Consider the following 14737-nt stretch of genomic DNA (forward strand, 5'->3'; position numbering starts at 1 on the left):
CGCGCGGTCCGGTCCCGCGAGTTCCCCTCCCGGCCGGGCCGTCAGCCGAGAATCCGAACCGGGTCCCCGATCCGGATCACTCCGGTCCCGTCCGGAATCAGATACTGGCCGAACAGCAGGTCCTGCCGGGCACGGCGGTGGCGCGCGAGGGTATGCAGCGGCTCCTTGCCGCGCTCCGCCGTGACCTGGTCGGTGGTGGTGATGACACAGCGGTCACAGGGTTTGACCACGCGGAACGGGACATCGCCGATGGCGATCCTGTCCCATCCGTCCTCCGCCCACGGCGCCGTGCCGTCCACGACGACATTCGGCCGGAAACGGTTCATCGGCAGCGGCCCCTCGTCTGCGTGGTCGCCCTGCGCGATGAGTGAGTTCAAGGCGTCCAGCGAGGCGCTGGAGGTCAGGAGCAGCGGGTAGCCGTCGGCGAATCCGACGGTCTCACCGGGGCGCGCGTACGCGGGATTGATGAGACGGCGGGTCCCGGGCGCGTCGAGATGGACGAGCCGGACCTCCGTGGCCAGGCGGTCGCTGAACCAGGTGTGGGCGGCGGCCGCAGCCTCCACCACCTCGATGGTGGACCGGTGCAGCGCCACGGGGACCGTGCGTCCGGGCTCGGGCACCTCGACGGCCAGCGGCGCGCTCCCCGGCGCCGACAGACCGATGCCGCCCCCGGGCAGCGGCACGGCGGAGACCAGCGCCATGCGCGGCTGCTGCCGCTGTGTGACGGCCCGGCCCGTGGTATCGACCAGCATCCACCGGCGGTCGCCGTCGAGTCCCCATGGCTCGACGGCGGCCTCGCCGGGCGCGCATCCGACCAGCGACTTGACCGGATGGATGTGTACGGCGCGCAGTGCGGGAGGACGCATGCCCCCATCCTGCCAGTCCCCCCGGGGCCCGTCCTTCGGATCGGGCCCCGGGACGGACCGCGGCCGTGTGCAGCTGGTTCTGCGGCGGCTCAGGCCGGCCGGCCTCAGTACCCCCGGCCCTGGTACGGGCGGTTGTGCGGGTCCTCGTACGGAGAGGGCGCGGGTACGGGCCGCGGCGACGCCGGACGCATCGACTCGTACCCCGTGCCCGGCGCCGGGCGCTGCTGCTGGGGCTGAGGCGTCTGGTAGCCGCCCCGCATGCCGGTCGGCTGCTGCGGGATGTACGGCGCGGGAGCGTGCTCCAGATGAGCCGGCTGCATCGGCGCGTAGTTCTGCTGCGGTGCGGCCATCTGCTGCGGGTAGCCGTACGACGGGTTCGGCTGGGAAGGCGCCGCGGGAAGCGCCGGCAGCGCCGACGGGAGCGCCGGCAGGTAGCTGTTTCCGGTGTCGTACGAGGCCGGCACTCGGATCGGGGCAATCTGAGGTGTACCCCGCTCCGCGACCAGGGAGTCGTAGATCGGAGTGTCGGGGTACGACGGTGCGGCGTAGTAGCCGCCGCCGTAGGTGGAGCGGGGGGAGGTCATGACACCTAAGTTAAGCCCACGATGTGCTGGTTGGGGAGTCCCAATCCTAGGGTCATCCGTTTTACGCTGCTTCTGTCCGCCTGACCTGCTAAAACATCGTTAAAGCTACCGTAACCAGTGGGGGCTTTTCCGTTGGAGGGCCTCATGGCTAACGAGAAGTGGCGGATGGGCTGCAAAGGCCGACACCCGCGTGGCACTCGCCAGGACGGAGGGCTTCGCGAGGACATCCGGATACAGGCGACCGAGTTGTTCGTTGGAGTGAAGGCCCGGCAGGGCGGGCGTGATGCCTGCGCGCCCTGCCGGGATGGGGCGGTCGTCAGTCGGCCAGGCGGACGTTGATCTCGGCGGCCGTGGTAAACGGGTTGCCGTGTACTTCGCTGAGCGCGCGCAGCCGGATGTAGTGCGCGCTGACCGGGGTGAAGCTGGCCTGCTTCTCCGCGTTGGTGTCGGTCCAGGTTCCGGTGGCGACCGGGTTGCCCCAGTTGGTGCCGTCCTTGCTGGTGTACACCTCGTACTTGGCGATGCGGCCGTTGGAATTGTCCTGGCGTGGCAGGTAGTTCAGACAGTTCACGGTGTAATCGCCGCCGAGGTTGAGCTGGATCTCGTGCGGCATCGGTGCGGAGGTGGGGGACCACTGGGTGTGCCAGATGGTGCCCGGGTTGCCGTCGAGGACGTTGGTGGCCGGGGCCTTCTCGCCGACGGTCTCCTGGCTGTCCACGTAGGCCACCGACATCTTCGACTGCGGGACGAGGCGGATGAGCCCCTCGACGATCCGCTCGTCGCTGACGATCTGCGACTCGCCGCCCTGATCGAACCGCACGGTGGTGGTGAGCGGGTTCACCTTGCCGACGGCGGCCGGCGCGGTGACGTCCCAGGTGAAGGTGGCCGATGTTCCGCCCAGGACCCGGACGGGGTCGGCCGCTGCGGTGTGCGGGGTGACGGTCCAGCCGTCGGGCGCCGCGAGCGCGGCGGTCACATTGGTGGCCGGGAGCTCGTCGGCAGGCACGCTGACCGTCGTGGTTGCGGTGAAGGACTGGCCGCCCTTGACCAATTCGGGCACCTGGAGGGCGACCGACGGCATGGCACGTATCGGCCCGGGATCACTGAAGCTGGGACGTCCGGTCTCCTGGTGGCCGGCGAACCGGCGGAGGTAGCTCGGGTCGGCCTTGTCGGTCACCGAGATGTCATACCAGCCGTGCGCAGACTCGGTTTCCCACGTGACCTTGGTGGTTTCGCCCGGCTTGAGATTGACGGCGCGCTGGGCGGCGTGACTGTAGTCGTTACGGATGTGGAGCGTCCGGGGGGCGGTACCAGGGTTGCTGACGTCGAGGACCAGCTGGGGACTTCCGGTGTCGTCGAGGCGTACCGATACCCGCGGTTCCGCGGTGTTCGCGGTGGTGCCGGTGAAGTGGCCGAGGTATCCGTTGGCCCCGGTCACGCGCAGGTCGTAGTGGCCCTGCGCATCGGTTGCCAGGGCGCTGTCCCAGACGTCGCTGATGGTGTCGTGAGCAGCCACGGTGTAGCGGCGCGGCGAGTCGTTGTGTGTGTATACGTAGAAGTACGTGCCCACCTCTCCGCTGTTGACGAACTGCAGCGAGAGCGACCGCGCATCCCGCTTGTCGCTGAGTCCGACGGCGAACCGGTACGGCAGCGGCCGTGCTGGGCGGACACCGGGCTCCTGCTCAGGCATCGCCTGCGGCAGCCTGACGGAGAACGGCTGGTGCTGACTCTGCATCGCCTTCGGTACCGCAGGGGTGACGGGCTCGCTGTCGGGCCGGGCGAAGTCGAACGCGGAGGTGAGGTCACCGCACACCGAGCGCCGCCAGGCGCTGATGTTCGGCTCGGCGACACCGAATCGGGTCTCGAGAAACCGCAGCACCGAGGTGTGGTCGAACGTCTCGGAACAGACCCAGCCGCCCTTCGAAAACGGCGACACAACGATCATCGGCACTCGGGAACCCAACCCGGCGGGTTGCTTCCCGCGAGCACTGTCGCCCGACGGCGATTCGCCCGCGCGCCAGACGTCAAAGTCCAGGATTTCGTCGGCCAGGCTGGCTGCCAGGCTCTGCGATACGAGCCCGTCGGTGCCGACCTTGTTGGTCACAGGCAGCATGGGGGGAACGACGTGGTCGAACAGACCGTCGTTCTCGTCGTAGTTGATGATCAGGACGGTCTTGCTCCACACCTCGGGGTTGGCCACGAGTGCTTCCAGGACGTGGTCGATGTAGTACGCCCCGTCGGCGGGGGAGGCGGAGGAATGTTCGCTGTACTGGTACGGCGGTACGACCCATGTCACCTGCGGCAGTTTCCCGCTCACCACATCGCTGCGGAATTCCTTCAGCGTATGGGTGGACACGCCCTGCTCCACCAGCGGTCCCGATGCACCCTCCCGGACCTGGTAACGGGAGAAGAACTCCAGTGAGTTGTCGGTGAAGTTGTCCGTCGGCTGGCCAGGAATCCCGGTGCCGCCCTGATACAGCTTCCAGCTGACTCCCTCGGCCTGCAACCGCTCCGGGTAGGTGGTCCACGTATAGCCGTTGACGCCACCACGCTCCCCGATACCGGGGCCATTCGGCTTGCGGCCCAGCCGGTTTTGCGGGTCGATCGTGCCGCTCCACAGCATGATGCGGTTAGGGGCGGTGTCGGCAGGCATCGAGCAGTGGTACGCGTCGCACACTGTGAACGCCTCCGCCAGGGCGAAGTGATAAGGCAACTCCGACCGCTTCAGGTGAGCCATGGTGAACACGTCCTGCTTCTCGTTCACCCACCCGTCGTACCGGCCCTGGTTCCACAGCAGTTCCCCGCTGCCCCAACCATGATTGGTCCCGACGATGTGCTCGCTGGTACGCAGCGCATCCACCGGGAACGGCAACACGTACTCCGCATCGGCCGGCAGGCCCCGGGCGTTGTAGTTTCCGGCGTGTACACGGGCCGGCGGCTGATACCACACCGGCCGGCCGTTCGGCAGGATGTGTGGCCGAGGGTCCGCGTACCCGCGCACACCCCGCATCGTGCCGAAATAGTGATCGAACGAGCGGTTCTCCTGCATCAGGATCACCACGTGCTCGACGTCCTCGACCGTCCCTGTCCTGCGGGTGGGTTCGATCGCCAGCGCCTTGCCGATCGCGCCTGGAAGCAGTTGAGTCGCCACGGCACCGGCCAGCGATGCGCCAGCCATACCGAGAAAGTTCCGACGGCTTGTACCCGTCACCTGGAAGCTCCTTTTCCGTCAAGTGGAATCAGCCGGACCCAATGAAGGAATTCCCCTGCGGTTGGCTGAGGTCAATTTCGACCGAGTGGCAGCCTAGGTGCGCCGACATTACGCAGGGAACGCGCGGTGAGTGAATTCGAGGTAACGGATGCGGGCTGAAAAAATTTCGATTCGAGCTATTCCAGGGCAGCCCGAAGTGACCTCCCTGCAGGTACCGGCGCTTGTTTTCCCAGCCCACAGCCGATTCTGCGGGCACCGTTCACGGGAATGGCAGAAAGGTTGCTCAGCGGCTTCTGGAATGCGTGGGCGAGCTCGGTGAGAATACGTCCGGCATCCGATTCCCGTTCACCTGGGTTTTCGTACGGGCCGGCTGCCAACCGGAGAACGGTGATGGGGAATCGCATGCGGAAAATCGAGTCGGCGCCGTGACGGGCAGCCGACTCGTGATGGTTCACACGAAGGCCGGGCACCGGGACCGGGCCCCGACATCAGGGACGGCGGGCGCGTAGCACGCCGAGCAGGCGGGCCACCTCGTCGGCCACGGCGGTTCGGCCGGCGCCGAGGTAGCGCCGGGTGTCGACCAACTCGACGTCGGCGGCGAGCCGTTCGCGTACCGCGGCGGTGAACGCATGGTTGAGGTAGGTCGCGATGTTGATTTTGGTCATACCGTGCTCAACGGCCGCGGTCAGGTGCTCGTCGGCCACGCCGGAGGATCCGTGCAGCACCAGCGGCACCGGAACGGCCTTGCTGAGGGCGGCTATCAGCTCGAAGTCGAGGACGGCGTCGCGGGTCAGCATGGCGTGCGAGGTGCCAACGGCCACCGCGAGCGAGTCCACGCCGGTGCTCTCGGTGAAGGCGGCAGCCTCGGCCGGGTCGGTGCGGGCACCGGGTGCGTGGACGCCGTCCTTGCCGCCCACCTCGCCGAGTTCGGCCTCGACCCAGACGCCCTCCGCGTGGCAGTGGGCGACGACTTCGGCGGTGGCGCGTACGTTGTCCGCGTAGTCGAGCGCGGAGGCGTCGAACATGACCGAAGTGAAGCCGAGTTCCACGCTTTCGCGGACCAGCTCGGGCGAGGTCGCGTGGTCGAGGTGGACGGCGACCGGCACATTCGCGGCCCGGGCGACCGCCAGGGTGGCCGCGCCGACCGGAGCCAGCGCGCCGTGGTAGCGGACGGCGTTCTCGCTGATCTGGAGGATCACCGGTGCCCCGGCGCGTTCGGCGCCCGCGACGATGGCCTCGGCGTGCTCGAGTTGGATGACGTTGAAGGCGCCGACGCCGCAACCGGCGAGGACCGCGGGGGAGACTATGTCGCCCGTGCCTACGAGGGTCATGACTCTCCTTGAGGGGACGTGGGGTTGAGCGGCTGCACCCGGACGAGGGGCAGCAGGCGGCGGTAGTCGGCGGGGTCGAAGCTTCCCGCCAGCGGGGCGAGCACGGTGGCCGCGGACAGGGCGACCGCGTGAGTGAGGCGTTCGGGCCAAGGGGTAGCTTCCACGAGGCCGACGGCGAGAGCGGCGACGGCGGAGTCGCCCGCGCCGGTCGGATTGCCACGAACCTTCCCGGGCGGGCGGGCTTGCCAACTCCCCTCGGGGGTGGTGGCGAGCAGCCCTCCCGGACCGAGTGAGACGACCGCGGCGTGGGCCCCGGCGGCGCGCAGTGCCTGGGCTCCTGCTCGCGGGTCGGCCGTGCCCGTGGCGGTGGCGAGTTCGTGGGCGTTGGGTTTGACCAGAGCCGGCCCTGCGGAGAGTCCGGCACGCAGAGCGTCGCCGTCGGCATCGAGAATCGCGGGTACCCGACGTGAGGCCGCGAGACTGACGAGGAGCCGGTAGGCGTTCTGTGGCAGGCCGACAGGCAGACTGCCGCAGAGAACCACGGCCGCCGCGTCGGAGAGCAGTTGCTCGTAACGGGCCAGGAAGCGCGACCACTCCGCGAGGGTAACGGTGGGTCCGGGTTCCAGGTACATCGTGGCGTCGCCGTCCTGGTCCTCGACGACGGCGACGGTGCGGCGGGTCTGCCCCTCGATGGCCATCAGTTCGTCGTGCAGCCCGGATGCCGCCAGGTCGGTCCGGACGGCCTCGCCGGTCGCGCCGCCGGCCAGGCCGGTGACCACGGTGGCGTGGCCGAGCGCGGTGAGTACCCGGGCGACGTTGATGCCCTTGCCGCCGGCGCGCTGGGCGACCTCGTGCACGCGGTTGCTGCCGTGCCGGTGGACTCGGTCGAGGTGGTACGTGACGTCGACGGCGGCGTTGAGGGTGACGGTGAGGATCATTCGGCACCGCCTCGCCGATGGCTCCGGCTGTGCAGGAGCTCCTGGGCGAGCAGGGCGGCGCCGAGGCAGCCGGCTTCGTGGCCGAGTTCGGCGGCTAGCAGCTGCGGCGCCCGCTGGAAGGTGAGCCGCCGGGCCAGCGCGGTGCGGAGCGGGGCGAAAAGCGCCTCGCCGGCCTTGGCCAGGCCGCCGCCGAGGACGATGCGCTCGGGGTCGAGGAGGGTGACGGTGGCGGCCAGCCCGTCGGCGAGTGCCTCGATGCCGTCGCCCCAGATCCTCGCGGCGTCCGCGTCGCCGGCCTCTGCGCGGCGGTGGATCTCCTCGGCGATGACTTCTCGTTCTCCCGTCGCCTGGGTGTAACGGCGGGCGATGGCGGAGGCGGAGGCGAGGGTCTCCAGGCAGCCATGGTTGCCGCAGGAGCAGGGGTCGCCTCCGGGGCGCACCACCAGGTGGCCGAGTTCTCCGGCGGACCCGTGGGCGCCGGGCAGGGCCCGGTCGTCGGCCATGATGGCGGCGGCGATCCCGGTGCCGAGCGGGACGAAGAGGAAACTGCCGCAGCCGCGCCCAGCACCCAGGCGCGCCTCGGCGAGGCCGCCGGCCCGGACGTCGTGTCCGAAGGCGACCCGAAGGCCCAGGTGCTTGGCGAGCCACTGCCGCACCGGCACCTTCTGCCAGCCGAGGCTGGCGGAGTAGACCGCGGTACCTGATGTTTCGTCAATGATTCCAGGAACCACGGTGCATGCCGCTTCCGCGGGCCGGCCCGAGCGCTTGGCGAGGGCCGCTAGTTCGTCGGCGCAGTGGAGGATCGTGTTGATCAACGAGTTCGGCCCGAGTTCGGCCCTGGTGAGCCATCGTTTGGAGTGCAGGACGGTGCCGTCCCCTGCGCACACGCCGCCCTTGATCTGGGTGCCACCGACATCGAGTGCGATCACGAATCGGTCGACCAGTCTCGCGATGTGCTCGCTCATGGCCGGGTCAGGATGATCGAGCGGGTGAGGTTACGCGGCTGGTCGGGGTCGAGCCCCCGGCTCTCGGCCAGCTCCACCGCGAGCCGCTGCGCGCGGATCAGGTCGGCGAGCGGGTCCAGCGGGGAGAGCGAGGCGACGGCGCCGGTGGCGCGGACCTGGTCGAGGAGGCCGGTGGGAGGCTCGCCGAAGAACCACACCACGCTGCCGGGTGCAGTGACACTGATCGGGCCGTGCCGGTACTCCATGGCAGGGTACGACTCGGTCCAGGACCCGGAGGCCTCCCGCAGCTTGAGCGCTGCCTCGTTGGCGATGCCGGTGGTCCAGCCGGTGCCGAGGAAGGTGAACTGCTGTGCCGTGGTGGCGCCTTCGGGCAGCGGTGCGAGGAGCGCCTGCTTCGCCTGCTCGGGCAGGTCCGCCGGGGCGAGGCCGAGGTGTCCGCGCAGCAGCGCCAGGCACGTTGTCGCAAAGCGGGTCTGCACGACCGACTTCTCGTTTGCGAAGGCGAGGTCGACGACGCTGCCGGCAGCTGTGGTGATCGGCGTCGCGAGATCGCCAGTGACGGCGACCGTGGGTGTCCCTTGTATCTGTTGTATCTGTTCGAGCGCGGCCAGCACCTCGGTCGTGGTGCCGGAACGGCTGATCGCGAGGACCCGGTCGTAGCGACGTGAGGTGGGGAAGTCGGAGGCCGCGAAGGCGTCGGTCTCGCCGAGGCCGGCCGACTCGCGCAGCGACGCGTAGGCCTGCGCGATGTAGAGCGAGGTCCCGCAGCCGATGACGGCTACGCGCTCGCCCGGTTCGGGCAGGTCCTTGGGGCTCAGCTCCAGCGCGCGGCGCCAGCACTCTGGCTGGCTCGCGATCTCTTCGGATACATGGGTCATGGGTTCCTCCTGCCTGCCCAAGTCTTGGAGTGTCATGCGCGAAGATGCTCCTAACCTAGCATTTTCACGCAGCTTCACGCATCTATCCAGTGTGGCCCGCGACTTCGGCAGGGGCACCGCCGATCCACACACGGACTCCAGAAGGGCCAGGACCTCGCCGGCTCCCGCGCAGGGCTCGTCGCTGGCCCGCGGTGGACGGGGACCTGGCCACCGCCTACCGCGCCGACGGTCCGCCGGCCGACGGAGATGCACTCGTCGTGAAGCTGCCGTCGGCGAAGTCACTGGACTCGGTGCTGGTCCTCCAGCCCGGCGACGGTCGCGCCCAGGTCCTGGTACAGGTTCAGGACGGCGATGTGTGACGGACCATCGGGGCGCTGTCAGGGCCGTACACGCGCCTGCCCGCGCACGGCATCAAGGCCGACACGGTGCGCTTGCTGTGGAAGACCGGGAGCCCGGCCCCGGTGATCTCCGAGGTCGTGGCGCGCACCACTGACTGATCCACCGATCCGCCGGTTCCGGCGGTGATGCGGGCGGACCGGACCGTCACCTGGCCCAACACCACACCGTGCACGCCCGACAACATCATCGCCAAGGGCCAGTCCTTCGCGTTCACCGGATCCGGCAGCAAGCTCGCAGGCGTTCAGGCGCAGGATCCTGTGCTCTGAGCGGAGCGCGGCGGGAGCGTTTGAAACGCGGGCGGCGTGCACGGTCGATGTTCTGCTCCGCCGGCCGTGCACGCCACCACAGCGCCAACCCAACCTGACGAACCTCCTCGTGCCAGGGCGCTGCCATCAGGGTGAGCGATTGCCGGGAATCAGCCGGGCGCTACCCGGCCGCGCTCATGCTGCCGTGCGCGTCCTGCGTCGGTGCAGGGCGAACGCGGTGGTTGCCGCGCCGGCGGTGAGGATGCCGACGGCGATGGCGATCGGCAGGCTCGTGGAGCTGGAACCGGTGTAGGCGACGTTCTGCGCGGCGAGGTCCTGGGTGTACGCGGCCAGGTCGGACGCGGACGTGGCCGTGCGGGCGTAATGCGGGATCTTCTTGACCGACTTGACCGAGCCGTCCGAATTCAGCAGTACCTGCTTGTTGTTGGGGTGCTGGAAGTCGAACATGTTGGTCAGCGTGCCGGAGCGCTGGTCGAAGGAAGCGTCGCCGATGCGGCCGGTGTGCCAGTTGTTCTCGATGAACTGGGTGATGGATGCCTGCTCGGTGGCGGTGTGGTCGACCTTGTTGACCTTGCTGTAGGGGGAGATGACCAGCAGCGGCTGCCGGGTGCCGGGGCCGCAGCGGTCCGCGTAGCCGCCCGCGGCGGCCGGGCCGGACTGGCAGGCGGCGCTGTCGAGGGCCTTGCCGTTGGAGCCGAGGGTGGAGTCCGTGGAGCCGTTCAGCACCTTCGAGGTGGCGTGGTCGTACCAGCCGTCGGAGTCGTCGTAGGCGACCACGACCGCGGTGGACTTCCACTGCGGTGACTGCTGCAGCGCGTTGATCTCCTTGACCAGGAAGTGCTGCTCGTCGATCGGGTCGGAGTACGCGGCGTGGCCGTCCTGGTACTCGGCGGCCTTCAGGAAGCTCACGGCCGGGAGGTTCCCGGTCTTGAGGGCGGCGTCGAAGTCGGTGAGGTCGTAGTTGTGGTTGGCCTGCCCGTTGTGGCCGATCTCGCTGATGCTCTTCGGGGCCAGGTGGTGCGGGTTGGACGTCGACTTGTAGTACTCGAACGGCGAGTGGTGCGGGCTGTAGTCCTCCACCGCCGCGCCGCCGACGTTGGTGTGGGTGGTGCCGCCGCATTTGGCGTAGTCGCCGCTCTTGCCCGTCCAGGCGGTGCTGGGGCGGAAGCCGCCCTGGAACCAGCCCCAGCTCACGTCCTTGGCGTTGAGCAGGTCACCGATGTTCTTGCCCTGCATGGCCGCGAGCGCGCTGGTGCTGGTGTGGTCCTTGTCCGAGCAGTCGTCGTAGGCCGGGTCCGGGTCGTTGATCACCGTGCCCACGCCCTTGGCGTCGGGGGAGAGCACGGTGGACGGGTCCGGGGTCGTCGTCTGCTTCGGGTTCTCGGTGCCGGAGGCCGGGTCGACGGAGATGACGCCGTGGGTCTGGCCGGATATGAGGTTGAGCGCGCCGGGCGTGGAGGGGCCGAAGACCGAGCTGTACGACGTGTCGTTGAGCGCGTACTGCTGGGCGTAGTTCCACAGGCCGGTGACGGTGTTGCCGTCGTAGTAGTCCATCACCAGGCCGGGCTCGCCGAAGAGCCCGCTGCACTTGTTGACTTCGGTGTTCTCGACGTATTTGTCGGCCTTGCCACCGTTCGCCGCGTACTGCTCGGGGCCGTAGGAGTGGTTCTGGTCGCAGGTCATGGCCTGCGAACTGGCCAGCCGCTTGGGCGCGTACAGGTTCGGGTTCTTCGTCAGCAGCCCGGCGTTGAGCAGGTTGTCGGCCTTCGGGGTGTCCTTGGCGGCCTTGAAAGTGGTGCCGTCGGTGTTGGAGGCTTGGGGGTAGGTGGCGAAGTAGTGGTCGAACGAGACGTTCTCGTCGTAGATCACCACCACGTGCTTGATCGGCGTCGCGGTGCCGGTGCTGTCGTGCGCGGAGGACGCCACTGCGGGGACGGCGGCGCTCGCCGTTGCTAGGGCGGCGGCGCCGAGCAGGGCGCCCACGTGGGTCAACCGGCGCAGCGCGCCTGGGGTTTTTTCTGTGCCGATCATGCTGTTATGCCTTCCGGGAGCACTGAGTTCCGCTGCCACGACATCGGTGGTCATGGCATCTACGGCTCGATTTTTGGCCATGGTGTCGGCGGGGCGGGGCATCGGCAATGACGGGCGAGCGAATGTTCGGTCAGGAGATTCTCATGGTCTTTTGGCCTGCTCTTGACCGGCGTCGGCGGGCGGGATCAGGTCAGCAGGCCGCGTCCCAGCCAGTCGGATGTCTCCCCTACGCCGGGCAGGGCGAAGAAGTAGCCGCCGCCGAACGGGGTGATGTAGTCGACCAGCGGTTCGCCCGCCAGCCGTTTCTGCACGGCCTCGAACTGCCGTGCCACGTCCTGCTGGTAGCTGCAGAACAGCAGGCCCATGTCGAGGTTGCCGTTGCTGTCCATGCCCCGGTCGTAGTTGTAGCCGCGGCGCAGGATGCGTTGCTCGTCGGTGGCGATGGTGCGCGGGTTGGCGAGGCGGATGTGGCTGTCCAGTGGGATGACGTCGCCCTTGGGGTCCTGAGGGTAGTTGGGGGCGTCGGTCTCGTGGCGTCCGTCCAGGGGTGCGCCGGTGTCGCGGGCGCGGCCGAGTATCCGTTCCTGCTCGGTGATGGAGACCCGGTCCCAGAACTCCACCAGCATCCGGATGAGGCGTACGACCTGGTAGCTGCCGCCGGTCGCCCAGTCGGGCTCGCCACCGCCCTTGCCCACCCACACCAGACGGTCCATCGCTCGGGTGTCGCGGACGTCCGGGTTGGCGATGCCGTCCTTGAAGCCCATGTGGTTGCGCGGGGCGCCGGAGGGGCGGGGCGGGCTGATGAAGCCGTCCATCCGCCAGCGCACCTGCATGCCGCCGCGGGTGTGCCGGGTGACATCCCGCAGAGCGTGCAGCACGGTGTCCGGGCTGTCGGCGCAGAACTGCACGCTCACGTCGCCGTGGCACCAGGCGGCGTCGAGGTCGTCGTCGGGGAAGGACGGCATGGTGGTGAGCCGGCGGGGGCTGCGGCTGGCGAGGCCGTAGCGGTCGTCGAAGAGGGAGGCGCCGACGCCGACCGTGACGGTCAGCGCGTCGGCGGGGACGGTGGGGCCGAGGGTGCCGGAGTCGGTGGGCGGGGCGGTGATGCCCAGCTCGTCCGGGCTGCCGCCGTCGGTGAGGAAGCGGGCCCGGTCGGTGAGCGTGCGCAGCAGGTCGGCGAGTTCGCTGCGGTTCTCGGCGGTGGTGTCGAAGGACACGAACGCCGTGGCGCGCTGCGCCGCAGTGGTGATGCCGGCCTGGTGGCGGCCCTGGAAGCGCACGCGCGCGTCCTCGCGGGACGGTGCAGCGGAGGCGGCACCGTGGTCGGCGGCCACGAGTCCCGCGCTGGCCACGGCCGCGACGCTCGCCAGGAAGCCCCGGCGCCCGACCTCGTTCACGCGCTTCACGCCGTCCTCCGTACGTCCGTGAGGGCGGCCACGTCGGCGAGCCGCTCGACCAGATCGCCCAGGTCGGCGTCGACCTTCTCCCGCTGGGCGCGGGGCAGTTGATCCGGTGGCGTCCAGCGGCCGTCCTGGTCGAAACGGTCGAGGGTGTGCTGTGTGCGGTCCAGCCACGAGCCGAGGTCGGCAAGGTCCGTCTGGCGGGTTTTCAGCAGCGGACGCAGATACCCGAGCAGCACCCGGGTGCCGTCGAGGTTGGCGCGGGCGGTGGCCAGGTTGGTGCCGCTGCCGTAGTCGGTACGGCCGGTCAGCTCGAACTGCACGGTGTTCTCCAGGATTTCGTGCGCCCGCAGGCCGACGTCGGCCGGATCCATCCGCTGGGTGGGCCAGCTGTCGCGCAGCGCGTGTACGGCCTTGGCGAGCCGGTCGGCCGGGCCACGCAGACTGCTCGCCGACTCGCCGTGCCACAGTCCGTACTCGACCCGGTGGAAACCGGCAAAGTCTGCATCGTGCACGCCGCTGGACAGCCCGGCGTTGGTGCCGTTGATCACCTTGTCGGCGTCGCCGAAGGTGCCGTAGGCGGCGCCCATCCGCTCGTACACCAGGTGTGCGGGCAGCCAGGCGGCGCGGGCGGCTGCGAGGTCGCCGCGGTCGACGGCGTCACGCAGTACGTCGGTCTTCTTGACCAGTTCGACGGTGCGGGCCTGGATCCACTTCTGGTAGGCGAGCGTGGGAGGGATGAGGTCCTGCTCGGTCACCGGCACGGCGGCCGGGCCGCTGTGCACGGTCCCGCCGGTGATCCGGACGGTGGGGCCGGTGACGGCGTCCGCGTCGTCGGGCAGGCACTTGAAGGCGTACGTGCCGTTGCCGAGGCTCACCCGGAGCGGGCGGACGGTGCCCGGGGCGAGTCCTTCGACCTCGCCGTAGACCGCGCCCGTCTTCGGATCGGTCAAGTACACCTCGGCCGGTGTACTGGAGGTGTTGCGGAGGTCGAAGATCTGGCGGCCGGGTTCGGGGCGGGTCCAGCCGCGGCCGCAGCCGGCGGGCGTGACCTCGACGGTGGTGTGCCGCAGGCCGTCGGCCGTACTCGCCTGAGGTCGGCCCCCGCCGGAGTCACCGGCGGCCAGCACCCCCGCTGTCACCGCTGCCGCGGCGGCCAGGGCGCCGGCTGCGAGCAGCGCGGTGCGCCGCCGGGCGGGACCGGGCGAGGGCGGGGGCAGTATGGGACCGGATTCGGCGCCGACTGCGGCTTCGGGCACGCCGGGCCTCCTGGGAGTCGTACGAACGAGGCGGCGCAGATGATCCTAGGCAGGCCGCAGGGCCGCAGCCGCGTTCCTGACCGACTCTTGACCAGAGGAAAAGTCAGAATTCGTCCGTAGTTCACCCGCACGCCCAGCCGTGCCACGACCGCCTCGGTCAACCGGCGGCGGTGAGTGCCGCTGCGCCAGAACAGGCCGGTGATGCAGTGGTCGCAAGGCTTCGATTTCGCGGGACCGCCCGGACCCGAGTAGGCCAGCAGCGGGGCGCCCAGGCTGTTTCCCGCCGGTGGGCGGGCTACTTGTCCGGGCGCGGCCCGGCGCTGGCGTAGTAGAGGGCCCGTGCTTGCTTGACGCGGTCGCGGGTGGTGCCGTGCTCGGTGCCGTCGACGTTGAGCGGCGGGTGCAGCCGTGAGATCATCACCGTCTCCAGCGGGACGGGGCCGGGGCGCTCGCTCCAGGTGGTATCCAGTCGGTGAGTCGCTGCTCGTCTTCGGGGGTCAGGACGACGCGGTCGGTCCGCGTGGTGCGGTACCCCTCCCCTCGGTGGACATCAGCAGCCCGGCCAGCGTTCGGCACGGCCCTGGCTGTTGCTGTCGTCCGCGCAGGCGG

General features: G+C 69.6%; 13 protein-coding genes. 2 read left to right on the forward strand and 11 right to left on the reverse strand.

From position 1 onward, the window contains the following. Positions 1–41: 41 nt before the first annotated feature. The 7 genes from OH809_RS37150 to OH809_RS37180 all read right to left on the reverse strand — a co-directional run bounded on the left by OH809_RS37150 (position 42) and on the right by OH809_RS37180 (position 8773). Positions 42–866 (reverse strand): MOSC domain-containing protein, encoded by an 825-nt coding sequence (locus OH809_RS37150; RefSeq protein WP_406416909.1) that lies wholly within the window; start codon positions 864–866, stop codon positions 42–44. A 104-nt stretch (positions 867–970) separates the two neighbouring features. Then, a complete protein-coding gene (locus OH809_RS37155; RefSeq protein ID WP_406416908.1) occupies positions 971–1450 on the reverse strand; it encodes a DUF6643 family protein in 480 nt (159 codons plus the stop codon). Positions 1451–1766: 316 nt separating this feature from the next. Next, a complete protein-coding gene (locus OH809_RS37160) occupies positions 1767–4661 on the reverse strand; it encodes a phosphocholine-specific phospholipase C (RefSeq protein WP_406416907.1) in 2895 nt (964 codons plus the stop codon). A 488-nt stretch (positions 4662–5149) separates the two neighbouring features. Beyond that, entirely contained in the window at positions 5150–5992 is an 843-nt protein-coding gene (locus tag OH809_RS37165) for a ketose-bisphosphate aldolase (protein ID WP_406416905.1), read from the reverse strand. Further along, complete coding sequence (locus tag OH809_RS37170) at positions 5989–6930, reverse strand: 1-phosphofructokinase family hexose kinase (protein WP_406416903.1); 942 nt, start codon at positions 6928–6930, stop codon at positions 5989–5991. Before OH809_RS37170 ends, OH809_RS37165 begins: the two co-directional genes overlap by 4 nt. Then, positions 6927–7895: an ROK family protein gene (locus OH809_RS37175; protein WP_406416901.1), complete on the reverse strand. Its 969-nt coding sequence runs from the start codon at positions 7893–7895 to the stop codon at positions 6927–6929. The genes OH809_RS37170 and OH809_RS37175 overlap by 4 nt, the downstream gene beginning before the upstream one ends. Continuing rightward, complete coding sequence (locus OH809_RS37180) at positions 7892–8773, reverse strand: SIS domain-containing protein (RefSeq protein ID WP_406416899.1); 882 nt, start codon at positions 8771–8773, stop codon at positions 7892–7894. Before OH809_RS37180 ends, OH809_RS37175 begins: the two co-directional genes overlap by 4 nt. A gap of 191 nt (positions 8774–8964) precedes the next feature. Between OH809_RS37180 and OH809_RS37185 the strand changes: the two genes are divergently transcribed. Both OH809_RS37185 and OH809_RS37190 read left to right on the forward strand, forming a co-directional pair. After that, a complete protein-coding gene (locus OH809_RS37185; RefSeq protein ID WP_406416897.1) occupies positions 8965–9132 on the forward strand; it encodes a hypothetical protein in 168 nt (55 codons plus the stop codon). Between the two features lie 162 nt (positions 9133–9294). After that, entirely contained in the window at positions 9295–9438 is a 144-nt protein-coding gene (locus tag OH809_RS37190) for a hypothetical protein (RefSeq protein ID WP_406416895.1), read from the forward strand. Between the two features lie 174 nt (positions 9439–9612). On the opposite strand, the gene OH809_RS37195 is transcribed toward OH809_RS37190, so the two are convergent. The 4 genes from OH809_RS37195 to OH809_RS37210 form a co-directional block, all read right to left on the reverse strand. Beyond that, entirely contained in the window at positions 9613–11469 is a 1857-nt protein-coding gene (locus tag OH809_RS37195; protein WP_406516100.1) for a phospholipase C, read from the reverse strand. A 185-nt stretch (positions 11470–11654) separates the two neighbouring features. After that, a complete protein-coding gene (gene efeB / locus OH809_RS37200; protein WP_406516101.1) occupies positions 11655–12875 on the reverse strand; it encodes an iron uptake transporter deferrochelatase/peroxidase subunit in 1221 nt (406 codons plus the stop codon). Then, on the reverse strand, positions 12872–14128 hold the full coding sequence (locus tag OH809_RS37205; protein ID WP_406516102.1) for an EfeM/EfeO family lipoprotein: 1257 nt from the start codon (positions 14126–14128) through the stop codon (positions 12872–12874). Before OH809_RS37205 ends, efeB begins: the two co-directional genes overlap by 4 nt. A gap of 295 nt (positions 14129–14423) precedes the next feature. Continuing rightward, positions 14424–14546, reverse strand: coding sequence for a hypothetical protein (locus tag OH809_RS37210; RefSeq protein ID WP_406416884.1), 123 nt, complete (start codon positions 14544–14546; stop codon positions 14424–14426). Positions 14547–14737 lie beyond the last annotated feature (191 nt).

Origin of the sequence: Streptomyces sp. NBC_00873, from assembly GCF_045207415.1 — a bacterium.
Taxonomy (GTDB): Bacteria; Actinomycetota; Actinomycetes; order Streptomycetales; family Streptomycetaceae; genus Streptomyces.

Coding starts and splice junctions, on each gene's coding strand:
- OH809_RS37170 (WP_406416903.1), bottom strand. CDS start 6,930: ATGATCCTCACCGTCACCCTCAACGCCGCCGTCGACGTCACGTACCAC.
- OH809_RS37195 (WP_406516100.1), bottom strand. CDS start 11,469: ATGATCGGCACAGAAAAAACCCCAGGCGCGCTGCGCCGGTTGACCCAC.
- OH809_RS37210 (WP_406416884.1), bottom strand. CDS start 14,546: ATGATCTCACGGCTGCACCCGCCGCTCAACGTCGACGGCACCGAGCAC.
- OH809_RS37165 (WP_406416905.1), bottom strand. CDS start 5,992: ATGACCCTCGTAGGCACGGGCGACATAGTCTCCCCCGCGGTCCTCGCC.
- OH809_RS37150 (WP_406416909.1), bottom strand. CDS start 866: ATGCGTCCTCCCGCACTGCGCGCCGTACACATCCATCCGGTCAAGTCG.
- OH809_RS37175 (WP_406416901.1), bottom strand. CDS start 7,895: ATGAGCGAGCACATCGCGAGACTGGTCGACCGATTCGTGATCGCACTC.
- OH809_RS37180 (WP_406416899.1), bottom strand. CDS start 8,773: ATGACCCATGTATCCGAAGAGATCGCGAGCCAGCCAGAGTGCTGGCGC.
- OH809_RS37155 (WP_406416908.1), bottom strand. CDS start 1,450: ATGACCTCCCCCCGCTCCACCTACGGCGGCGGCTACTACGCCGCACCG.